This is a genomic window from Luteibacter sp. OK325 (genome assembly GCF_003050935.1).
Lineage (GTDB): Bacteria > Pseudomonadota > Gammaproteobacteria > Xanthomonadales > Rhodanobacteraceae > Luteibacter.
In genome coordinates, this window is record NZ_QAOX01000004.1 from 243291 (window position 1) to 265160 (window position 21870).

27 protein-coding genes are annotated in these 21870 nt (G+C 59.0%); 17 read left to right on the forward strand and 10 right to left on the reverse strand.

Annotated elements, in window-relative coordinates; all coding sequences use genetic code 11:
- The first annotated feature begins 28 nt into the window (after positions 1–28).
- Positions 29–367 carry a hypothetical protein gene (locus C8J98_RS11070; RefSeq protein ID WP_107913253.1) on the forward strand — a complete coding sequence of 113 codons (339 nt, stop codon included), beginning with the start codon at positions 29–31 and terminating at the stop codon, positions 365–367.
- 149 nt (positions 368–516) lie between these two features.
- Positions 517–891 (forward strand): response regulator transcription factor, encoded by a 375-nt coding sequence (locus tag C8J98_RS11075; protein ID WP_107913254.1) that lies wholly within the window; start codon positions 517–519, stop codon positions 889–891.
- Between the two features lie 3 nt (positions 892–894).
- Here the strand turns inward: C8J98_RS11075 and C8J98_RS11080 are convergent, their stop codons facing one another.
- Positions 895–1629: a hypothetical protein gene (locus C8J98_RS11080; protein ID WP_107913255.1), complete on the reverse strand. Its 735-nt coding sequence runs from the start codon at positions 1627–1629 to the stop codon at positions 895–897.
- A gap of 297 nt (positions 1630–1926) precedes the next feature.
- Between C8J98_RS11080 and C8J98_RS11085 the strand changes: the two genes are divergently transcribed.
- The 4 genes from C8J98_RS11085 (at position 1927) to C8J98_RS11100 (ending at position 4819) form a co-directional block, all read left to right on the forward strand.
- Positions 1927–2265, forward strand: coding sequence for a hypothetical protein (locus C8J98_RS11085; RefSeq protein WP_107913256.1), 339 nt, complete (start codon positions 1927–1929; stop codon positions 2263–2265).
- Positions 2266–2301: 36 nt separating this feature from the next.
- Positions 2302–3303 (forward strand): hypothetical protein, encoded by a 1002-nt coding sequence (locus tag C8J98_RS11090; protein ID WP_158272678.1) that lies wholly within the window; start codon positions 2302–2304, stop codon positions 3301–3303.
- A 131-nt stretch (positions 3304–3434) separates the two neighbouring features.
- Positions 3435–4451, forward strand: a complete 1017-nt coding sequence (locus C8J98_RS11095) for a hypothetical protein (RefSeq protein ID WP_146171627.1) — start codon at positions 3435–3437, stop codon at positions 4449–4451.
- Between the two features lie 35 nt (positions 4452–4486).
- Positions 4487–4819, forward strand: coding sequence for a hypothetical protein (locus tag C8J98_RS11100; protein WP_107913259.1), 333 nt, complete (start codon positions 4487–4489; stop codon positions 4817–4819).
- Between the two features lie 100 nt (positions 4820–4919).
- Here C8J98_RS11100 and C8J98_RS11105 read toward each other — a convergent pair whose 3' ends face one another.
- The gene (locus C8J98_RS11105) at positions 4920–5882 is read right to left on the reverse strand and encodes a methyltransferase domain-containing protein (protein ID WP_107913260.1); all 963 of its coding nucleotides are present in this window, start codon (positions 5880–5882) and stop codon (positions 4920–4922) included.
- 50 nt (positions 5883–5932) lie between these two features.
- A complete protein-coding gene (locus C8J98_RS11110; protein WP_107913261.1) occupies positions 5933–7081 on the reverse strand; it encodes an acyltransferase in 1149 nt (382 codons plus the stop codon).
- Positions 7082–7291: 210 nt separating this feature from the next.
- On the opposite strand from C8J98_RS11110, the gene C8J98_RS11115 reads away from it, so the two are divergent.
- From C8J98_RS11115 to C8J98_RS11125, 3 genes are read left to right on the forward strand one after another with little or no spacing between them, the layout of a single operon-like run.
- Positions 7292–7627 carry a hypothetical protein gene (locus C8J98_RS11115; protein WP_146171628.1) on the forward strand — a complete coding sequence of 112 codons (336 nt, stop codon included), beginning with the start codon at positions 7292–7294 and terminating at the stop codon, positions 7625–7627.
- Between the two features lie 11 nt (positions 7628–7638).
- The gene (locus tag C8J98_RS11120; protein WP_107913263.1) at positions 7639–8184 is read left to right on the forward strand and encodes a hypothetical protein; all 546 of its coding nucleotides are present in this window, start codon (positions 7639–7641) and stop codon (positions 8182–8184) included.
- Between the two features lie 28 nt (positions 8185–8212).
- Complete coding sequence (locus tag C8J98_RS11125) at positions 8213–8521, forward strand: hypothetical protein (RefSeq protein ID WP_107913264.1); 309 nt, start codon at positions 8213–8215, stop codon at positions 8519–8521.
- An 86-nt stretch (positions 8522–8607) separates the two neighbouring features.
- Here the strand turns inward: C8J98_RS11125 and C8J98_RS11130 are convergent, their stop codons facing one another.
- Together C8J98_RS11130 and C8J98_RS11135 are read right to left on the reverse strand one after the other, a co-directional pair.
- On the reverse strand, positions 8608–9192 hold the full coding sequence (locus tag C8J98_RS11130) for an isoprenylcysteine carboxylmethyltransferase family protein (RefSeq protein WP_107913265.1): 585 nt from the start codon (positions 9190–9192) through the stop codon (positions 8608–8610).
- Positions 9193–9271: 79 nt separating this feature from the next.
- Entirely contained in the window at positions 9272–9469 is a 198-nt protein-coding gene (locus C8J98_RS11135; protein ID WP_107913266.1) for a hypothetical protein, read from the reverse strand.
- A 112-nt stretch (positions 9470–9581) separates the two neighbouring features.
- Here C8J98_RS11135 and C8J98_RS22160 point away from each other — a divergent pair, with 112 nt between their 5' ends.
- Together C8J98_RS22160 and C8J98_RS11145 are read left to right on the forward strand one after the other, a co-directional pair.
- Positions 9582–9866 (forward strand): type II toxin-antitoxin system HicB family antitoxin, encoded by a 285-nt coding sequence (locus tag C8J98_RS22160; protein ID WP_199229889.1) that lies wholly within the window; start codon positions 9582–9584, stop codon positions 9864–9866.
- A 351-nt stretch (positions 9867–10217) separates the two neighbouring features.
- Positions 10218–11135: a hypothetical protein gene (locus C8J98_RS11145; protein WP_107913267.1), complete on the forward strand. Its 918-nt coding sequence runs from the start codon at positions 10218–10220 to the stop codon at positions 11133–11135.
- A 256-nt stretch (positions 11136–11391) separates the two neighbouring features.
- Here C8J98_RS11145 and C8J98_RS22315 read toward each other — a convergent pair whose 3' ends face one another.
- The 4 genes from C8J98_RS22315 to C8J98_RS11170 all read right to left on the reverse strand — a co-directional run bounded on the left by C8J98_RS22315 (position 11392) and on the right by C8J98_RS11170 (position 14500).
- Positions 11392–11604, reverse strand: coding sequence for an Arm DNA-binding domain-containing protein (locus tag C8J98_RS22315; RefSeq protein WP_343125721.1), 213 nt, complete (start codon positions 11602–11604; stop codon positions 11392–11394).
- A 618-nt stretch (positions 11605–12222) separates the two neighbouring features.
- Complete coding sequence (locus C8J98_RS11160) at positions 12223–12717, reverse strand: hypothetical protein (RefSeq protein WP_146171629.1); 495 nt, start codon at positions 12715–12717, stop codon at positions 12223–12225.
- A gap of 732 nt (positions 12718–13449) precedes the next feature.
- The gene (locus C8J98_RS11165) at positions 13450–14226 is read right to left on the reverse strand and encodes a ParB N-terminal domain-containing protein (RefSeq protein ID WP_158272679.1); all 777 of its coding nucleotides are present in this window, start codon (positions 14224–14226) and stop codon (positions 13450–13452) included.
- A 55-nt stretch (positions 14227–14281) separates the two neighbouring features.
- The gene (locus tag C8J98_RS11170) at positions 14282–14500 is read right to left on the reverse strand and encodes a hypothetical protein (protein ID WP_107913271.1); all 219 of its coding nucleotides are present in this window, start codon (positions 14498–14500) and stop codon (positions 14282–14284) included.
- 850 nt (positions 14501–15350) lie between these two features.
- Between C8J98_RS11170 and C8J98_RS11175 the strand changes: the two genes are divergently transcribed.
- From C8J98_RS11175 to C8J98_RS11195, 4 genes are all read left to right on the forward strand, one after another.
- Complete coding sequence (locus tag C8J98_RS11175) at positions 15351–16244, forward strand: DUF2971 domain-containing protein (protein ID WP_107913272.1); 894 nt, start codon at positions 15351–15353, stop codon at positions 16242–16244.
- A 45-nt stretch (positions 16245–16289) separates the two neighbouring features.
- On the forward strand, positions 16290–16682 hold the full coding sequence (locus tag C8J98_RS11180; protein ID WP_107913273.1) for an Ltp family lipoprotein: 393 nt from the start codon (positions 16290–16292) through the stop codon (positions 16680–16682).
- An 853-nt stretch (positions 16683–17535) separates the two neighbouring features.
- Entirely contained in the window at positions 17536–18051 is a 516-nt protein-coding gene (locus C8J98_RS11190) for a hypothetical protein (protein WP_107913275.1), read from the forward strand.
- Positions 18052–18155: 104 nt separating this feature from the next.
- Positions 18156–19448 carry an AAA family ATPase gene (locus C8J98_RS11195; RefSeq protein WP_158272680.1) on the forward strand — a complete coding sequence of 431 codons (1293 nt, stop codon included), beginning with the start codon at positions 18156–18158 and terminating at the stop codon, positions 19446–19448.
- Positions 19449–19591: 143 nt separating this feature from the next.
- Here the strand turns inward: C8J98_RS11195 and C8J98_RS11200 are convergent, their stop codons facing one another.
- The gene (locus C8J98_RS11200; RefSeq protein WP_146171630.1) at positions 19592–19777 is read right to left on the reverse strand and encodes a hypothetical protein; all 186 of its coding nucleotides are present in this window, start codon (positions 19775–19777) and stop codon (positions 19592–19594) included.
- A 350-nt stretch (positions 19778–20127) separates the two neighbouring features.
- On the opposite strand from C8J98_RS11200, the gene C8J98_RS11205 reads away from it, so the two are divergent.
- Complete coding sequence (locus C8J98_RS11205) at positions 20128–20814, forward strand: DUF4145 domain-containing protein (RefSeq protein WP_107913278.1); 687 nt, start codon at positions 20128–20130, stop codon at positions 20812–20814.
- Positions 20815–20954: 140 nt separating this feature from the next.
- Positions 20955–21764: a hypothetical protein gene (locus tag C8J98_RS11210; protein ID WP_146171631.1), complete on the forward strand. Its 810-nt coding sequence runs from the start codon at positions 20955–20957 to the stop codon at positions 21762–21764.
- Positions 21765–21870: the final 106 nt, after the last annotated feature.

Consider the following 21870-nt stretch of genomic DNA (forward strand, 5'->3'; position numbering starts at 1 on the left):
CCAGATGTCCTTTCGGGAGATTCCACCCATGGGCAACGTCCATCCCACATCCACCCGGTTGGCGCCACATCGCCATCGCGCTAACTACACGCCCAGGCGCGAATCTCGTGTCACCGCTCCGAATGATGGGGCGCAACTCAACCGTCGCGCGAATCTCCGCGGCGTGCTGATCGAGCTGGACTGGCTGGGTGTCTGCTCATACGAGAACCAGGCAGCCTTCCTTGGCCTGGGAAAGCGACAGATCCTGACCGACCTCCTGCGCGGTACCGACATCACGACAGCCGCCGCGCGCGACATCGAATGGGCCATGCAGAAACGATCCGGCTGGATGGACGAAGACCATCGCGACGAACCGCTCGACGACTGAGCGCCGCGTTTACGCCCTCTGGCCGCCATTAGGTTCGACGTCCTGATTTTTGTTTCACCGGCCCCTCACGCGTCGCGTTTTCTTCACGAATTCGGCACGTATCGTGCGCAAACATCCCGCCCCGCATCCAGCGCAAGGGAGGACAGTGAGTGAACGGCACGACGTATCGCCCTCCGCGCGTCCTCATCGTCGAAGACGATCCGGCGCTCGGCGCCACGCTCATCCAGGCACTGAGCCTGACAGGCAAGCGCGTCGTCGGATGCGCTCGCGACAGCAGGAGCGCTGCCAGCATGCTCGCGCTCGGCCCGACCGTCGCTCTCGTCGACTACAACCTGCTCGATGGCCCCTGCGACCAACTTCTCGATACGCTGGCGCTGGCCGGCATACCGGTCGCACTTCTCACCGGGTACCGCCCGAACGAACTGCCTGCGTCCTGCCGGCGATTTCCGATCCTGACGAAACCCTTCGGCATCGATGCGCTCAGCAACATGGTCGATGAACTGTCCGGGCGGCTGGCGGAATAGCGGTCAGCTGGTCGGCACCATCTTCCCAACGACTTTGCCGTTCGAGTCGAGCATCTCCAACGACGGACTACCATCCGCCGCCACTTTCATCACGATGCGCGGGTGCCCCGCGGTGTCCGCCATGGTCAACGTCACGCCGTCGTCCTTGCCGTCCTTGCCACCGCGATTGAGGGTCATGCGAGGCGTGGGTCGACCGCGTTCGTTGAAGAATGCCTCCAGCTTCGCGTTGCGCTGTTCGTCAGACATGCCCTTGGCGGCATCGAACACCTTCATCAGTTCCATGAGCGAATAGTCGGGATAGTCGACGAACTGCAGCGACGCCGTACGCTGTTTCCCATGCTGCCCTGAGCCGAGCGACATGGTCTGGTCCTGCTCGTAGGCATCGAATGAAAGATGCCCGTTCGAATTCTTGACGCCATCGGGCCCCATCTCACCGCCGAAACTCAGGCCGCCGTTCTCCGTGCCTTCCGCGTTCATGAAAAGGAAACCGGCCTGCTTGCGTCCCATGGGATGAGGAAAATCTTTTCCCTTGATGTAGATGCCCGGTGCCTTGCCCGCGCTGGTCATCACCATCCGTAGCGTTCCGTCCGGTTCGCGCAGGTTGATGCGCTGCACGTCGAGCTGATCGAGCGTCATGGTTCTTGGCGAAACGACAAACCCGCTGGCGACCGTGACGACGAAGACCGCCGTCAGAACGCCTGAGTAGATCATCAGAAAACGCTGCCCCGGTGCTTTCATGGTTCCATCCCTCCCCGAATGAAGTGCGCGCAATGCCGTGGGCAAGGCTGCATCGCACTTCGTGGCGATTACAAGTGCCACCGGCCGGCGTCGTGGCAAATGTGCCGATTCGTCGTGGTTTTACGGGTTCGTCGATGGAGCCGTAGGCTCCGTGTGACCGAGTTCGCGCAACAGCAAATGTAGGACTTTGCCTACAACATTTTCAGCCTCGACCTACAGCAATTTCCTCACCCGCGTTCCAATGATGCCCGCGCCCCGCCGAAAGGACGAGGGGACATAACCATCAAGGGGAACCGCATGAAGAAACTTTCCTTTCGCACCGCCGTCGTCTCGTTAGCGTTGGCTGTTTCGATCCTGGTAGCTGGGACAGCCAGTGCCTCGACAACGATCGATGCCACGGTCAACAGCTGGCTCGTCCAGGACTACCCCTCAGGCCAGGGCATTGTCCTCTGGTACACAGGTTCAACCTGCACGAACGGACAGCTTCTTTTCAATGTGGGCGAACCGGTGGAGCGGCATAACAGGCTCCTCGCGATGATCCTCTCGGCGAAAGCGATGGGCGCCAGGATGCACGTGACCTACAACGTCGTTAACGGGTCGTGCCTCATCAACGACTTCGGCGTGACCGGCCCCTGATCTCCCCACCACCTGCCCTCACGTGGGAGATCTATCGTGCTGATGAAGCGTACATCGCTACTCGCGTTCATGCTTGTGACCTCCGCGGCAAGTGCTCAATCCGTCCCCGAGAAGTATTTCGGCTATTTCGGCGGCGACTACGTCAGCGAGAATCCGTCCAACCCGGGGATGGGAACGACCCTTAGCGAAATGAAGGACCACACGAACATCTACTCGATCGGCGCATGGTCATACGACACCAGTCCCGCGGGCAAGATTGCCTCCGAGAACTACGTCCTCGGAGAGCTGGCCGCCGCCAAGGCCGCGCACCTGCATGCCGTCGCTCCGGCCACCCCGTTCGTTTTCCAGGGCGCCGGAACGGGTTGCAGGTTCATGGACCCGGACGCGAACCGTGCTTGGGCCAGCTTTGCCCAGAAGATGATCGACCAGGGCTATCTCATCCCGAACGATCCCGTACGAAGCACGGTCGTCGCCGTCTATCTCGTCGACGAGCCGAACGGCGATGGCTGTCTGGATGATGTCGACGGCGCTGTGAATCCCATTCTGCAAAATGCGATCAATGCCATCAGGACCTTTCCGGGTACCGTCACCCTTCCCATGGCGTCCATCCTGACGACGGACTTCAAGAGCTTCAAGAAAGGCATTGAGCTCATCGACTGGCTTGGCTTTGACCAGTATGGCGACAGCGACAAGAACTGGGCTGGCCACATGAGCAGTTTGAAGAACTACGCGCCAGGGAAGAAGTTCATCGTGGTGCCCGGAGCGATGCAAGGTTGCAAGGATGTCGACGTTGATGATACCGGTCGATTTACCGATGCCCTGACCAACGATCCTGATGTCGTGTGGCTCGCGCCTTTCATGTGGATATCCACGTCATCGACATGCCTTGGCGTGCGCGACCTCCCCAATCTGCGGGCCACCTATGCGCAGTTCGGTCTATCCATCAAGGCGCAGCAGTGCAACTCGTCGCCTGCAGCCAAGGGGTTCTGCCAGTCGACGAACATTTCGCCGGCTATCGACTTGCTGCTCAACAACTAACGCCAGCACATCCGTTAACTCGGAAGGGGAACACCATGAAGAAGATGCTTTTCCGCTGTAAGGCGGTGGCCAAGTGCGCGCCCCAACGGCCCCGATTTCCAACATCACCCACCTAAGATAGGAGATCCGTTGTGCCGATCAATCGCCTATCGTTAATGACTTTCCTGTTTCTTACCTCGGCGGTCAGTGCCCAATCCGCCCCCGAGAAGTACTTCGGATACTTCGGTGGAGACTACCCTGTCACACCCGGTGCATCAGTGGGCTCCGGACTCGCCGAGATGAAGGATCACATCAACCTCTATTCACTCCAGAACTGGTCCGGCCTTACCACATCGGACGCTAGAATCGACAATCAGGCCAGGGTTCTCGCGCGTCTGGCGCAAGCAAAAGCTGCGCATGTACATGCCATGGTTCCAGCTCACCCGTTCGTATTCCAAGCAGTAAGAGACAGCGGCTCAGGACAGACAACATGCTGGAACAATGACCCGACGGCTGCCGCCTCGTGGGCATCACTTTCCCAAGCGATGGTGGATCAGGGGTATCTCATTCCCGGGGACCCTGTGCGCAGCACGGTCGTTGCTGTCTACATAGTGGACGAACCGAACGGGGACGTCTGCCTGTCCGATACCCACGGACAAGCGAACCCAAGCTTTGTCAACGCCATAAATGCAGTCCGGCAGGATCCACGGACGGCATCACTTCCCATTGCGTCGATTCTGAGTCGAGACGCGGACAACTTTGAGCAGGGCGCGAAGTTGCTTGATTGGGTGGGTTTCGACTACTACCCAGACGATGGTGCGCAGTGGAAGAATGACTTTGCGTCGTTCAAGGCTTCGGTTCCCGGCAAGAAATACATTGTCGTTCCAGGCGCCAGAGAAAACTGCGGCACCGACGTTAGAAACAACGACCCCGCCGCCTTCCTGGATGCGATGAACAATGATCCTTCGGTAGTTTGGCTGGCGCCGTTCATGTGGATCTCCGGTGATCCTCCGTGTAAGGGAGTTCGAGACCTTCCGGACCGTCGGGCGACCTACACGCAGGAGGGCATGAACATCCGCAATGCGCAGTGCAGCAGCTCTCCGGCGGACAAGGCGTTCTGCCGCGGTTCGTCAAACGTCAGTGCAGCCGTAGAGCTGCTTCTCAACTGAAGCGTTCATCCACGCGTTTCCAATTAGGGCCACACATGAACAAAGTCATCAACAAGGCTTTCGCGTGCGCAACCATCGTCGCCCTGGGAGCCATGAGCACCGCCGCCATGGCGACCGCGCATATCGATGTCCTGGCATCGTCGATCCTGCCCAAGAACGACGTCGGTGGCGTCGTCACGCTTTACTACACCGGCTCTGTATGTAGTTCAGGTCATCTCAGCATGGACAGTAGCGACACCCCGGACCGAGTGAAGACACTGTGGGCGACGGTCATGTCCGCCAAGGCAGCGGGTCAGTCGTTGGGTTTCGATTACGACTTCAACGGCGACACGTGCATTATTCGGGCGTTTACCATCGTGCCGGGATGAGCGAATCGTGTTGTTGAAAGGCCGTGCATCGCTGCACGGCCTTTTTCTTTGGGAAAGCCTGTTGCCTTACCGCCGGCACGGCGGGACGGTCACACCGGTCTCAGTGCCTTACCGAACGCGCCAACTTCGCCATGCGCCTGAGGGGTTCAGTGATTCGCCAGGATCGCGATGCCTTAATAGCGTTTAGCTCCGACGTGGCATTTTCCAGTGCCTTATGCAGCTCACCCACATCCCGACTTCCTGGTGTTCCCAGTCGGGACGCCGCGGCAGCTACTCGCTCCCAACTGGCGACAGCAGCTGGTCGGTCAGCGCTTCGACGAAGGAACACGGCGAATTCGATGGTTCCTTCCTGGGTGTCCTGGAACTCGTGGCATTCGAGATCGATCAGGTCGTGCTGAACCATCGTGGCCATCAGGTTGGCGAAGCTCTCCGGCGTGAACACCCAGCAGTGGACATCGTGATAGTCCTCGGTGTGGATGGTGCTCTCGGCAAGGGAAAAAGCTTGTTCAAACGTGTGTAGATTCGGGATGCGCTCAAGGGGCAGTGGCCCTTGCCATGCGGCGTTGCCGTCGACCGCCCGCACGTTCAGGACGTGGTCGAGAATGTTCCACAGCTGAGGACGCCTTGCCCGCCTCACATGTGCCTCAATGACCTCAGGCATTTCCGTAGGGCGGCGGGTGTAGTCAAAGGTGAATCGTTTGTCTGGCACAACGAGGCGAATCTCACCGTTCTCGTTAAGGATCGACGAGAGTTCCTTGAGCCAGGTGATGAGGTCCGGGACATGTTCAATCACATGTGAGGCGATAACGTAATCCACCTTGCGGCCTGCGAGGCAATCGGCCAGCGAGTTCTGTCCCCAGACCGCGTCGACATCGACGATTTCCGATGGGTCAAACCCGTGTCCGACGGCGTACTTCCGCCTCAATGTCTCCGTGTCTGCGTGATCAACATAGATGACATTCGTTTCGCTTTTGCGAATGAAGGGCTTATTGAGCGCCCCAATTTCCATGATCGATATACGGTCGAACGGTAGATCCTTGCGGATGAGCTCGCGGGTGTTCATCAATGACTCGGACAGCCCCTGGAACCCGTAGAAGTATCATAGGCACGCGATCACGAATGTGAATTTTTTGCGAATCCGTCCTGGACCGCCGACGTGGACGGCCTCGTGTACTTCGCACGCAGGCCAAGGAATGGTTTTTCAATCGCATAGTAGGAGAGCGCGGAGATGGCAAGCACCGCCGGGAAGACGATCAGGACGATCGTGAGGGCGACGTCGTACTTAGGGACTCCCGTCCACCGCAGCAACCATCCGCTCATCCCGATGATGATCAGGATTGAGACGTGCAGGAGATAAGTGCTGTAGCTGATCTCCCCGATGCCCGATGCGACGGCTGAAAGAAACCTGGGGACCTTTTTCGCAACAGGAAGGTAAGTGAAGATCACCAATGCCCAGGCAACCCCTTCAATCGTCGGCCACACCCCTTTCCAGTTCGCGACGACGGGCCATCCGCCGAGCCTGTGGAATCCGTAGACGACCGCGACGATCAACGCGGCGGCCCCGACAAAGCTCCAAGTATTTGCCTTCTCAGGCGAATGGTGATCGGCGTACAACTTGGCCGCAATCATCCCGATGAGAAACTGATCGATCCGGCCCAGACTGGTCCAGTACGACACGTCCCTGATGTTTGAACCGTAAAACGTCGTGCCGTAACGAATGAGGATCGCCAAGGCGATGATGGCTAGCAAAGGGCGGATACCGCGCTCGTTCAACACACGGATCAGGAAAGGAAACACCAGGTAGAACTGAAATTCGACGGCAACCGCCCAGAACATGGACCCGACGACGCCCATGGAAGCGACTGCCGGAAAGTAGCCGGTCGGCAGAACGATAAAAATGAGGTTCTGCAGCGTGAGCTGGGAATTGATCGCCAGCTCGACAACCACCAGGAGTATCAACAGCGGGTAGATGCGCAGGAGCCGGTTGCGTATGAAAGGCCAGTATTCAACGTCTTTGCCCAGGGCGCTACGGGTGAAAAGGAACCCGCTCATCACGATGAACAGCGCCACGGCGGTGTGGCCTTCGAGTAGAAGGGCAAACAGAGGGTTGTGCGTGGATACGCGATCCGACTCGGCGAATCCGCTCCCATGAGCCATGAACCCGCTCATGTGCTGAAAAGAGTGATAGAGCAGGATCAGCACCGCGGCGAAGCCGCGCAGGTGATCGAAAGCGGGTTCAAAAGTCTGGTTAGGGCTCTTCATAGCAAAATTGTTGCATGGAGCCGGCCCGCCCGCCTATCCCGCAATTTTCCGCCATTTTCCGGCCCCGGCCGCCTGGGTCACGTGGCGATCTTTGTAGGGCTTGGCTTACGTCAAGTTCGGCGGGCGCCTACAGAAATTCATGCGCCCACCTCTCCATGATGCCCGCGCCCCACCGAAAGGATGAGGGGCATGGCCATCAAGGGGAATCGAATGAACAAGAAGTCCGCACGCAAGGCTATCTGTGCCGCGTTCTGCGTAGTCGCGGCTGGTGTTAGCACTGGCGCCTTGGCCACGGCTCACCTTGAAGTTGCAGCAAACGCAATTCAGATCCAGACCTATGGCTCTGTAAGTCCGGTCTTGTTCTACACCGGCTCGGTTTGCAGCACTCAGCACCTGAATCTCGACGACAGCTCGCCCTTGGACGTACAGAAGCTGCTCTGGGCCTCGGTACTCTCAGCGAAGGCTACGGGCGGCAAGATGAGCTTTGAGTACGACTACAACGGAGACGTATGCGTTATCCGCTCCTTCTCCGTCATGCCGAATTGAGGGGTGACGCAATGATCAGAATCAAAGCTCCCCCGTTGCGTTGCAGCCGGATGGCCGCGTGGTCGTTGCTCTTATTCACTGCCTGCCTCCTCCCAGCCGTCGCAGTAGCCGATAGCACCACTGGCACGGCACTTACCGTCACCGGAACCCCCACCCCGGGGAAGCAAGTCACGGCCAACGTCGTCGTCACCGGCAAGCATCTTGTTTATGGGCCGCCACACTCCCCGGTTTCAGTACCGGGCGGCGCGGTTCAGATCTCGGTAAACGGAACGATCGTGCTTGCGGTCCAGGCCACCGGTGGGATCAACTCGAATGTCATCGACTCTGGCTGCGTCAAACCGGGCTCCTACCCTGGCACCTGTGACATCGCGAAGTACATATCCGACAACACGACCTTTTCGGCGCTCATCACTCTGCCAAAGGGCGCTTCGCAATACACCATTTCGGCAAAGTACACCGGCGATGACGATTCCCACGCGTCCACCTCGCAGAACACGGTACTGACCGCGGTTTACCCGGGTATCGACGCAGCGATGGACCTTCTTCTTAACGACTGATTTCGTCAATCCCTACAGGGTGAAAACCATGAAGTTCGCCAATTTCGCCATTGCTGGTCTTCTCGCGCTCGCATCCGCGCAGGCGTTTGCTGCAGAGGACGCTGGCCGCACAATCTCTGGCCTGGGTGTACAAGGAACGGGGTACGTGCAGGTCACTCAGGGATTTTCTCAGCCCTGCCAGTTCGGCACGGTCTATCTCCCCGATCTCAGCCAGTACAACGCACGCGCCATGATGGCAGTGCTGGTGGCTGCTCAGTCTCGTGGAGCCGTAGTCACCATAAGCTACGACGTCAATGCGTCGGGCATATGCACGGCTAACAAGATTTCAGCCTCTTAAGGCCGCAGATATCCGTGCCGCGTTCAATCTGGTTCTGAATTGATGTCCCTGCGCTCAAGGATGAGCGCATTGTCCTGCAGCTATGCCTAGAGCACACCCGGGATCAAGGCTTTCGTTCGTAGCCGGTATGCGGCGTAAGCATCACCAAACGCCTCACCCAACATCCGCTCTTCCATCTTCAGCTTGCGCCAGAACGAAATGAAGACGATGAGTACCGCAAAGATGCCGCGCACATCGCCGACTTTCAGCGCCGTGCCGATGAAGGCGAGCAGGATGCCCGTGTAGATGGGATGGCGAATGTATCGGTAGGGACCTGCCTCGATCAGCTCATGATCCTGCTTGATCTGGACGACGCTGCTCCAGTTTCGGCCGAGCAGATATCGGGACCAGCAGGCCAGGGCGACACCGGTCACCACGAACACCAGCGCGACCGCGAAGACCGGTACCGTGTGCGGCACGATGCCCTCGCGGAGCCAGTGGTGGCCAAACCATTCGCCAGGGCCGAGCAGTCCGAATGCCACGGCGAGCGGTAGCCAGTAAAGCAGCAGCCGGGTGAGCCACGGCTCGCCACGTGCGGCGGACTTGTTCCCCCACGCGCTGACCAGCCACCACAGCAGCAGCACCCGCCAGGCCATGTCGATGCCGCGACTGAGCCATTCTTCCGTCGTCATGGTTACCCTCCCTTGTCGGGCCATCGTACCGAGGGCACGATGGGGACGACACCTGCCGGAAGGCATGTCGATTGAAGCGTTACGCCGGGCTGCCCTTGTCGGGGCTGCGCTGGCCCTTCTGATCGGATTCGCCGCTGGTCACGTCTTCCGCGCGCTTCTGCCCCTTCTGGTCGGTTTGGGGTTTACCAGCCTTGTCCTGCCCGGGGTTTGCGGCGGGGTTGTTTGAACCGCCGACGCCATTGGCCGAATGTTGGGTGGTGCGATCTTGCTCGCTCATCGTTTCTCTCCCGTGTGAGAGTCGATTGTTTGCTCCAACATGTGATGAAATCCGCGGCTGCCGGTGATATCGGCGTCGTTTTTTATCTGGACCAGCCACGGAGCGGCATACCATGCGCTATCCCATCGCGATCGAAATTGGCGACGACAGCACTGCCTATGACGTGATCGTGCCTGATCTTCCCGGATGCTTCAGCGCTGGCGACATGGCCGGGAAATCACCCAGGTACACAGAGCAGCAGATCATCGACTACTTGGCGGCTCGGGAAATGCTGGTGGCTCGAGCTGCCGAACCGAGACCCCGGCCTACGCAGCGGGGTCCGAAGCGGAGCAGTGTCGAACCTAACCCTCTGCTGCTAGCGCAACAGATACTCAAGGCTCGGCGGGAGGGCCGCTGATATCGGTTGTCCTCCACAGTATTTCCCTGTTGTTTCGGTGCCTCCCACGCTCGCCGATCTATTCATTCGTCGACTGTAAGCGGTTGGGGCACATGCCTTTCCATGCTCGGAATCTATTCGTTAGCGTGGCGGGCTAAACTCCATATCTTCGCTTTAGAAATCCCTGCCTCGCACGGCGAACATGTTGCCGAGGCCAGATCCAACCTTGTCGCGAGCAAATGTGATGCCCATCCCGAATCCGCGCATGTAGGCTTTTTCCTACATCAGACCGAGCAATCTCCTACAGACCGCGCGTTGCCGAGCTAGTCAGCATCATCGCGCCCCAGCACGGGGTACCTACAGGGAATCAACATGCTCGGAAAGTTGAAGGCGATGGCAATCGCCACGGCGGCGTTGTGCGGCTTTGCCTCTATGTCAGCCTCGGCAGAGTTCTTGCGCTCCGGCCAGTCACTCAGTGTTGGCCAACATCTTGAGAGCCACGATGGCCGCTACGTGGCGATCATGCAGGGCGACGGCAACTTCGTCGTGTATCGGAACGCTGACGGCGTAGCTATATGGAACAGCGGGACCGGCGGCACGGGCGCTACGTTCGCAGTGATGCAGGGCGATGGAAACTTTGTGATCTACACCGCAGACGGAAGAGCTGTGTGGTCGACAGGAACAAGCTGGCAAGCGGGTTCTCTTCCTAACGAGTTCACGATCGACGATTACGGCCTGGCAGTCGTCGTCTCATACATTCCCGTATGGGTCACGAACACCGTGACACCTGGGGCTCCCCCCGGCGATTCGCTCGTATTCCAGTTTGGTTACAAGTGGCCGCCGGGAGTCGTCTACAACGGTCCGAACGGTAACCAATGGACATTCCAGACAGACGGTAATCTTGTGCTTTATCACAACGGCGCTCCTGTCTGGGCAAGCAACGTGACCAACAACAAGAGCGGAAAGGCTATCTACTCCGTGTGGGAAGGCATCCTGACGACGTGGAATGACTCAGGCGTGGTCTGGAATGGCGCGAGCAACCGGAACTATCCGCCAGGCTTCATTTGGGATGGCCCTAACGCGTCGCTGCATCTTGGTGGCGATGGTGGTCTATTCGCCATTCAGGCTGACGGCAACGCAACAGCATGGGTCGCTGCACGCAAGTGGGGTGCATCTACATATGACCCGCCAGCTGCGCCGCCCCCGCCGTCAGGCCCGCACTGCATTGGCGATCCGCACGCCTGTGCAGAAAGCGGCGGCACATATCCAGTGATCAACTACCCGTGGTGATATCTCGTTCGCACAGGTAGACCGGGATACCATCAGATGGACACGAGGGGCTTGACTTAGGTTGGGTCTCTCGCTTCTGGGTCAAATTAATCCCTAGTAGGATAAGCATTTCCGGCGGGGTGAGTGATCTGATTGGACGCTTACCGATCCATGGGAACGCATACGTCTCGAACAGCCATAGAGCCTTTCCTCGCGTAGCGGCTCTTCGCTTTGCCATTGTCCGCATCCACTCTGCGCGACAGCCTCAAAGCTGTCGTCAGCAGACACTCGAGCGAACGCCTTGTCCGGTCGCCTGACGTCTGCGGGATCGCTCCCACTGGAGACAAGGCCCGCCGAACCGATATCGCAAGCGCCAGGTCCTAGACCCGGTCGGCCGGACCTCGATGCATAGGCCGAGCATGTCCGCTACGCGAAAGACCGTAGGACGCGGCTTGAGCGAGCGAAGTTTCGTGTCAGTCGGTGCCGCCATGTGAGTAACGTCCGAAGCGATCTCGCGATTCGCGGACTTCACTCACACGCTTACTCGCATGCTCGACTGGATGCAGGCGGACATGGGCGGACGGAAATGCGGGGGAAACCGAGCATTTGCGCCGGCTTACGCGAGTCCAGTGGACTTGTATGGATCACCTTGGAGGTGTCCTTGGTGCCGGAGTGGGCATCGAAATTCTAGCAACTATGCGGCCTTTCGGGCCACGCCGAGAGAAGTACCGTCAAATGTACCGTCAGTTTGCCCGAGCTTGGCGGCAATCCAGGCATGCACCTCGACGGACGACCAAGCGACAGTGCTCCGGCTCTGAGTGAGTGGGTAAGGTTGAGGGAACTGCCCGGTGCCGCACCAGCGATACAGGGTCGCCTTGCTTACGCCGACGAGGGCCAGCACTGCCGGAAGACGTAGCAAGGTTACGGACGAGGTCGGGAATGTCACGGGGTTCATGGTCTGGTCCTGATGGTTGGGGTGCGCCCGTCGGTCATCGACGCGTGGCGCGGCCGCAGGCGTGTGGTCAAAGACACCCCCACGGGGGATGCGCGCGACCCTCGAATGTTTGTAGGGGTAACGGAAATTTCCGCCAAAAATTTCTAGCTCGCCTCAGCCCTCAATGACGTACTTGGAAACTGTGAAGGTCGGCCGATCCAGCGAGAACGTCGGCTTAGCGTATTGGCCGGCGTCGGGGATCTCTGGGATGTAGTCCCTGTACGCGTGCATGGCCGCCGATGTGCCCGATGCTGCCGCGCCCACGACGCCGCTAATCAACTGGCTGTTAATCTCAGCGGATCGGCTGCGCGCCTGCTGACGATTCTCGATCTGGCCGTTCTCGCGGTTCTTCTCAATGCGAGACACGTCACGCCCGGAATGCATGGCGATGTCGGAGAGAATGGCATTCGTGCTGTTGCCGGACAGCCCGGACTCAGCAGACGCGGCCCGTGCGGCGGCGCGCTGTTCACGGGCGACCCTCACACGATCTTCCGTCTGCGCGCTTGCGGCTTCGTCGGTCTGCTTCTGCTGGAGCTTCAGGGCTTCCTCAGTCGCGTGCTTCTGCTGATTGGCGCCGTATACCGTGGCTGCGGCGGACATAACCGCCATGATGATTGGCACCGCGACCGCACACATTACCGAGGCGCTTCACTGGAAATGGCCTCTACCGCTGATCGACGGGAAGAGGATGGCATTTGCGCCGAATGCTCGATCCGACGCGTCCGCCGGTCTAACCGGGCTTCCTTTGACGCGGGCTCCGCGCCTGACGCACGCAGGGCGGCCGCGCTGGGCGACCAGTGTTCCACTCCGTACCACGCGGCGCCTCGCTCGAACCCAAGATTGTCTCGCCGCAGGTTCAGGCTATCGCCGTCGCGTGGGCGCACACGCTTCCCGCGTGGGGCTTCGGCGACCAAGCGAGCCACCGCGACTTCCCGGTTGAATCCGTCAGGGGTGAAGGCGCTCACTGTCGGGTAACCGTTCCCTCGGCCATCCGCGTTGTACTTCCAAGATAAGGAGAAGCCCGCTTTGGTGAGGCGGTCGAGGTCCTCTGCATAAAGAACTACGCTCAGGTCGACGTTGGACAAGGAGATATGGGCGAGTCGCTGTTCTTCAGGGTCATTAGAAAATCGCGAGGGGTGTTGTGTCTTTGCATTCATACGTTTAGGTCTCTCAGGACAATAGGTGCCCGCCACGTGCCCTGGGGGTGGCCGTGAACTGAGCATCTGGGGATCGAAGTGCTGGCGCAGGTGAGCGCCGTTCGGGACTGAAGCTGTCTGCTACAGACAACTTGTGTCTACATAGGGAGGCTGATTCCAGACAGTGGTCGCTTGGGCGCCATCGTCAGAAGTCAGTGGCTTCTGACGTCTCGAACTCGAATGCCTGGCGGTCTGGGCTTCCTGCCTCCATAACGGCCTCAATCTCTAACATCTGCAAGGCACGGCGAACGACTTCCGGGGTCGCCTTGTCCATCAGAGTCGCGAGCTTCTTTGCTAACTTCTCGGCTTGATGCTGCGTCATCTGTTCCATATCAATCTCGGCCCTCATGTCATGCCACCCGCCCTTACCCTCCCTGACATAACGCCATCGCGGGAATCCGGTGCCGGGGTCGTAGGCGGTCTCGCTCCACCCCTTCGGATCAACCTTGGGAAGCTGCCGCAGCATTGAGCGCACAGTGTCCTTTCCGATCCCAAAGAGCCCGGCCATGGTCCGAAGTGACTTGCCGGACGGCAGCTCCATGGCGCCTCGGTTAGTGATCGCGGCGAGGTATTGCCAAGCGGCGTCTCGGCGCTGCTCGGCGTGCATCTCCAGCGCTCGGTCGCCGCAATTGACCAGTTTGGACAGGATTACTGCCCGCGACATCGTCATGGTCTGCACACGGCATGGGATGGTCGAGCGGTGTGCTCTCCGGTACGCGCTAAGCCTGTGGTGCCCGTCGACGACGAGATGGACGCCGTCAACGTCAGCCACCAGAAGAGCCTCCAGCTCCACGCCCTGCCCTGCTTCCAGAACTAGGCGCATATGGCCTACGTGCTCGTCGCTTCTTGCCTCGACGCGCCCTTGGTCCCGAAAAGGCACCATGCGCATCTCCCGGGGCTGGAGGGATTCGTGGGTCAGCAAGGTTGAGACCGGGAGGGCCTGCGGCTCCGCCGCCCTAAGGCGCGCAAGGAGCCCTTCAGTCTCCATCGCAGAGCGCCCTCACCTCGGGGTGAGTGTGTACGAGGTACTTGAGCACCTCGGCGTTCCCTGTATCGCGCTTCATGCGGCTTTCTAGCGCCCGCTGAAATGATTTCAGGCGGTCAAAGGTGGGCACGTCGAAGGCGATCGTGCGGATGTTCAATGGCTCGCTCAGGATGATTGCACGTGGGAGGGTGACGAGGTCGGTCTCATTCATGCGTCTGGGTCTCAGTGTTTGGGCGTCTGCGGATTGCGGACACGTGAGATCACCGGGGTGGCTGCTGCGCTGCCTCGGTTCTGTGGTTGGAATGGGTTCTAACTTGTCCGGGGTGGTCTAGCTAACGAGGCGCTTGGAGCATGGTTCGCCCTATGCTCCGTGTTTACTCAGTGTCGGGTGCGGGCACGCGGGTTAGTCCTAAGCTGCAAGGTTTATCCCACCATGCCTTCCGTGGTTTCCTCCTAAGTTCCGACTTTTACCGTCCCGCAGTTCGTTCGCGGCCGAAACGAAGGCGATGACATCTTTCCTTCTATGCTTGCGGTTTCACTATCGGCGCCCGGTTTTCCCTTTCCTGGTCGGGACTTGAGTCAACGGCAAGCGTCTTGTCACGCGACTGGCGCTGCGGAGCACGAGACAGCTCTCTCCTTTCTAAGTTCGCGGTTTTACTCGACTCGAACCATCAGAAAGGTTGCCTATAGGCCGACTTGCGCAGGTACGGCGCAGCACCATCGGGTATTCCCTCTTGGGCCACGTGGGTTCGCCACTGGCTGCACCCATTTCTCCTAAGCTCGCGGTTTTACCGGTCAGCGGCATTGGCTCCTTCTATGCTGTTAGCTTTATCAAGCTCGCAACGCCTCGGCTGCGCAGGTCATCTCTAAGCTGCAACTTTTATCCCACCCCAGCTCCGTACGAGCGTGGTGCGTCAGGCTTTCCCTCTAGGCTGCGGGTTTTACTCGCTCCTGCTAGGGGGAGCAGTGCCAGACCAGTCCTTGCTGGTCGCCGGGCATGAGAAGCCCGCCTCGTGGGCGGCTGCGGTAAGATCAGATATAGCTGAGGGAGCAGTGAACCGATGAGTGACGTGCCGAAGCACCTTTACAAATACCGAGCCTTCGGTGTTAACACACTCAGCGTCCTGGTTAGCGGCGAGGTCTATTACCCCGCCCCTGCTGACTTCAACGATCCGCTCGATTGCCAACCCGCTATAAGAATGGACTTAGACCGCGAACGCGCCGAGCGGCTATTCCACGTGCTGTGTGCGGAAGTCGGTGTTGTGACGTCGCCCGACGATATGGCGAAGCTCTACAACGCACCGAGGTCGTTGATCGAGACGTTCAGCGGCCAAGATGCTGAGTACCTATACCTACAACGTCTGGCCACAAAGATTCTGAAACTGGCGGTTGCGCGAAACGAGACTCGCGGCGTGTTTGCTCTCGCGGAGCGCTACGACTGCCCACTGATGTGGAGTCACTACGGCGACAACCATAAGGGAATCTGCCTCGAATACGACACGTCGCAACACGGCCTCATTGACTTGAAGCAGGTCGACTATGCGTTGACCCGCGTCATCGATGCGAGCACGCTCTATGAGTGGAAAGTGCAGGGACTTCGCAGCGCCGGAAAATTAGTGGACCGTCATTTTTTCGCCGCCAAGGCGCCGGACTGGGACTACGAGCGCGAGTGGCGTGTCGTACATCCACTCATTGGTGCCGGAGTGGCGCCGTTTGCGCTTTCAGGCATCTACTTTGGACTGCGCTGTCCCGACCCCGTCAAGACCACAATTACGAAGGTGTTTGCTGGCCGCCCGGATATTCGGTTCAGCTCGTTGTTCACGACAGATAGTGGGTTCGGACTCTATCCGATGATTTGGAGTAACGAGGTCCGCGAGCCGCGCGAGGCGTTCGGCGTCACAACTTGGTTTCTGCAACCCGGTGCGCAATCCAGCGTGTTCATGGATGATGAGTAGTCGACGCGATTCCGCCGAGATTTGTAGAGCCCAAAGGAGCAAAATATGAAGAAAGTGATGACGCTGATTGCCATTCCGTTCATCGGAGTGGCTATTGCCGGAGCCATGCCTGCATGGGCCGATGGACTGACAGGTCCTCAGGGCAATGCCGCTAGATCGGCGGAACAGTACCTAAGCATATCGGGGTTCTCACGGGTCGGACTTATCAAGCAACTTTCATCGGCCGCTGGCGATGGCTATGACGTCGCCGACGCAACCGTGGCGGTGGACAGCCTGAATATTGACTGGAACATGGAGGCGGTGAAGTCTGCGAAGCAGTACCTCAGCATCTCGGGTTTCTCGTGCAAGGGACTAACTAACCAACTTTCGGCCAGTGCCGGTGACAGTTACACCCCGAGCCAAGCTGCCTACGGTGCAAAACAGGCGGGTGCTTGCTAAAGGGCGAGAAACGAGGGTCGAACCTCGACGGGACCAGCGACGTGGGCGGCGGACAGCGGTTGCCACGCCGTTGAGGGCATGGTTTGATCCGTCCGCCACGCCACTGTCAGCGTGGACGATTCGTCAAGGGGAATGGAATGGCTTTGGTAAATTGCGCTGAGTGCGACGCAGAGATCAGCGATAAGGCTCTAGCCTGCCCGGCGTGCGGGGCTCCTCAGAAGAAAAGCCGCAGCGTTCTGCCCGTCCTGCTTTCCCTCATTGGCCTAGCGGTTCTTGCATTCGTCATCCTCGCCGCAGTCGGCTCCCGCCAAGCATCCACGGCGGCGGCGCGAACGTCGCCCAGCGCCAGTATTCTTGCAGACTCCGAGGTGCAGCTTGGAAACGGGGCGTATGGTTGCGCGTTTTCGGCAACCGTAGAGTCGGCAAAGAGGCATTACGAGCTTGGCGAGTATTCGGCGTGGGCATCCGAGTCCGGCGGCCCTCTCTGCTTTAATCACGCGCCCTCAGAATTAAAATGGACGGTCCTTCAGATTCGGGGAGATTTCGCGCAGGTAGGATTCGCGTCGCTTGCCCAATATGACGCGGCCCACAAGTCGGTGCCCGACATGGCAACCGAAAAGTACTGGGTACCGCTGTCCTTCCTATTACCGGCTAGTCCTTAGTCGGCTGGGCGCTACGGCTCTAGGCCAACTTTTGCCACTTGAACTCGAAGACGGCGATGTCGGAGCGGAGCGGGTTTCTGCATACACAGTTGCGAGCCATGCGGGTTCCCTGCCGGTCGTTGGGCATGAGCAAGCCGCCTCGCGCGTGGCCGTGGTAGATTCGCGGCGCATAGGAGCGCCAGGGGACAGCTGTGGGCCTTACGTTCGATCAGAAAGTGCAGCTTTGGAACACCATAGGCACTTGGTTCGCCGGGGTAGCGGGTGCCGGGGCAATCATCACATCGCTGTATCTCGCGACGCGCGTGAGCCGCGTGAGTCTCAGGACGCATGTAACGCTGGGCGCCCTCGTGAGCCAAGGGCGTCCGCTGGAGGACTTGGTGGAGATCAGCGTCACGAACTTGGGCGAACGGACGGTGACAATTACCGGAGTCGGCTGGCGAGTCGGCAAAGGTGCCGGCGCGCGTAACGCTGTGCAGAACTTCTCGGCACACATGAGTGACAGCCTTCCCATAGAGCTTCCGCATGGGAAGCAAGCGGGTTACCGCATCTCAATGCAGGAGGCTACCGATTGGCCTGCGTATTTCCGCACCGAGTTCATCCGGGATGCGAAACTTTCCACCTTGCGTGCGGTTGTAAGCACATCGGTCGGACAAGAGTTCGAGATCAAGCCGAGACAAAACGTTCTAGACTTCATCGCAAAGGGATGAAGCTTGCTGCTGCCTCCTCACGACAGGGGGCAGGAACTAACGACTGCTTGTGGTCGGAAATCGATCTGTGGTCTGCTAACCCACATCTATCATGGAGTGACGCCGTGCCTATTAACCCGGAACTAGGGTTCACCGCCGCCGAGATTCGTGATCCGGAGCGTTTCGTAGGCCGAACCGGGCTGCTAAAAGACTGCATTAACGCCCTCAACGCGCCGTCAGGCCTCATCGCCGTGTACGGCAAGCGCGGTGTCGGTAAGTCGTCACTTCTTAGGCAGCTGCAACAAATGGCGCTGGGCGATTACTCGCTTGTCAAAAAGGCGCAGCTCGCGCACCTAATTCCTGAGAAGCCTCGGACGTACTTAACCGTCTTCTATTCTTGCGACTCACTGATTACCGACAGCAATGGGCTCCTTGCCCGCCTCTGTAATGATCAAAACGATGAAGACGGCCTGCTTCGCCTTGTGCCAGACGACGGGAAGGAAATCGTCGAGTTCACCCGCTCTAAAGAGGTTTCGGCAGGCGCGGATCTCAAAGTGGTTAATTGGGGAGCAAAGGGCATAGAAGCAACTAAGTATGCCCGCGTCGTTCCAAACGACACTGTGCAGACTTTTCGGAACTTCGTGGAGGCCGTGATCTCTCACCAAGTGCGTAAGCGCATGAAACGCGATGCGCTGCTCATTATTCTCGACGAGTTCGATGTCATCCAGAACAAGGAAGGAATGGGTTCGTTGTTCAAGTCGCTCACATCCGCGGACTTGAAGTTCGCGATTTGCGGTGTCGGGCGTGATCTGAGCGATCTGGTCAACGACCATCATTCGGTTGAGCGCCTCATCGAGCAGGGCGTCCTCCCGGTGAAGCCGATGCCGAAGCCCGAGTCCGAAGCGATCATCGGCAAAGCCGTTGAACTGTTCCGAGGTGCGGTCACGTTCGAGCCGGGCATTGCTGGAAAAATTGCCGATCTCTGTCAGGGCTATCCGTACTTCGTTCAATTGATCGGCAAGCAATGCATCAATGTGCTTAACGAGATGGGCAGCAACATCGTTGACGAGGAGGTCTACAGTCGCGTCCTAAACGAGCTGAAGACAGGGAAGGCGTTTCCGACGTTAGAGGCCGCATATCAGCGAGCGATAGGAGAGTCTAAAGACCGGCAGCTCTTGCTTCACCTCCTAGCCGACCAAGACACCAGCCACGTCTCCGCAGATGAAGTGGGACGGATCGTTCTTCGCACGGCCCGAAAGGATGCGGAAGACTTGGATGTGCAGTACATCGACCAGCTTATGCCCAGGCTCATTGAACAAAAGTATGGGCCGGTTCTGGAGCGGGTCGCTGAGAAGCAGGGCGTGTATGAGTTTGTGAACCCGGTCTTCCGGCAGTACATCTGCCTCCGAGAGTTTTAACCAACATTTCGACGTCCGCGCCCCGCCCGCTGGCGGGAAGCGTCACCGTGCTCCTCGAAGCCCCTGGCCGCCTCCAGCAGGCCATCGAGTCCAAGTGGTCGCCAAACACTGACCGGACCGTGCGGAGCTGGCGCCACTGGGCGCTACAGGACCTTGACGAGAACCGCAGCAATTGTGCCAAGCGCACCGACCGCGATAATGCCGATGGCGACCAGCGGGTAATAGCGCAGCTCCGCATTGATCTTCGAGGTCTCCGCGCCAAGCTTCATGGTCTCGGCCATGGTCTTGGTGATATTCGCGTGGATCAATTCGAGGTCGGCGGTGTTCATGGGTGTGGCTTCGGCCAAGTGGACGCTCCTAGCCTATCAGGGTGTGCGGATGAGTTCCCAGCGGTGCCCCCCGGGTTCTCAAGGGGCACGGCTTGACACTCAGGCGACTCTAGCCCCGCGAGCCGTGGAAGGAATGCTGAATCTTGACGCGGTAGGGCGGCGCCTACCTACCCGTTTATGCGGTTCGGACTCGATGGCGGCGACGTCGGGAAGGAACCGGTTCCACGTCGAGACATTCTTCCGGGCCACGCGGGTTCCTGGTTGGTCGTTTGGTATGAAACAACTGCCTCGTGGTCGACCCTGATGATAGAGTCTTACATAGGCGACAGAAGACCAGGAGCGCGCCACCCATGAACGGTTTGCCAACCATGCTGGTTCACTGCAACAAGTGCGGTGGGGAAACGAGACACTCGGTACTTCATAAGTATGCGAGTGAGTTCGAAGACCCCGAGACTCGACTGCGGGAGGCGCACAATTACAAGATGCTTGCCTGCCGTGGCTGTGAATCTGTGAGCCTAAAGCACAGCGTCAGGTATCAAGAAGAGTTCGACGGGGAAACTCGGTACTACCCGCCGCACGTCTACAGAAAGCCCCCAGCGTGGCTGTGGCGGGTGAGGGACGGCCATGGAAAAGACGGTAAATACGTAAATACGCTCCTCGTCCAGATATACGAGGCGCTCGCCGTCGATGCGTTCGCTGTCGCGGCTATGGGCGTACGCGCCCTACTTGAGTATCTGATGGTCTCCAAAGTCGGTGATCAGGGTTCATTTCAGAAGAACTTGAAGGCGTTTCACGAAGAAGGTCACGTTACCGCCCGGGAGAGGGAGCGCCTTGAAAAGACGCTCGATGTTGGAAGCGCAGCGATTCATCGGGCGTATCTCCCAGAGCACGCAGACGCAATGGTCTTGCTGGACATTGCAGAGCACGCCATAGTGTCGATGTACCTCCACGATGAGGCCGTCAACAACGTCGCGCAAAAGGTACCTGTCCGACAGGCTCGTAAGAAGCCGGAGGGCGCTCAGGACCAAAAGGCGTAGATCGTCCCGCCTTACTAGGCGAAAGAGACGTCCACCTTTCCTGCGACCGCAAACGCCATGGACGAGCTCGTCTACAAACGAAACGCGCCCGGTCACTTTACTGATTGCCCGAGACCGTCACCGACTCGCGAGTGAGCTTGATGACCGACGAAACGACTGCAACCCGTGAACCCTTGCGAGCAGCCAGTGGGTTGCTCGAAACACTTCCCAGACTCGCAAGCTCGGTCATCGGCATTACTGCGGTCGCGTACGTCATCGGGTGGCGACTCTCCAGTGTCTACTACACGGGGTTGGGCGCGCCCTGGGTCGCGCACCTGCTTACGGTCCAGCAGATGTCGGCCTCTGCAAGCTGGTTTGTCTTCGTAATCGTTTGCGCTACCGTGTTTGCCACCGTTGGTGTCATCTCTGGACAGGCCACCGCGCGCGGATTGGTGAGGTGGTCGACCATCCTGTTTGTCATCGGCTCCGTGCTTTACTCGATGTTTAATGACACATTCGGTTTTGTTAACTGGCAGCACGGCGCCCTCTTTGAATCGTTTGGCGGGATACTGTTCGCGATCTCGATTGGTCTTTCGTTGGGTGAATTGGTAGCGCTGGCAGCTGACGGGAGATCGTTGGTCACTTATCTCCCGCATTGGGTCGGACCATTACTAGTCGCGGCGCTCTTTCAAGGTCCCCAGGCGTTCGCTGGTGGTGTCGCAAAGGTGGATGGCAGCGTGCCGTCGCACTTACCGGCCGTCACGCTTGTGACGCCGGATGGACACCAGTGGATGATGATCGGTCCCGCCGGGGATCAGTTGCTTCTGATTTCGCCGAGCAATGACGTACGCGCCCGCGTTTTCCGGCTAGTGGCTCCGTCCATGATTGCGGCAATCGGAACTCCTCCCCGTAGTGACGCCGAAGCGTCAAACCCTAATAGCGTCAAAGGGCACCCTGAGCCCCATCCGTAGGGACTGCGACGGGCCGAATACACTTCTCAGAGAGGTCGCCATTGAGCCATCGACGCCTCTGGATATTGCTGCGTGTCCGCACGTCAGGCGGCCAGCGGTACTTCGG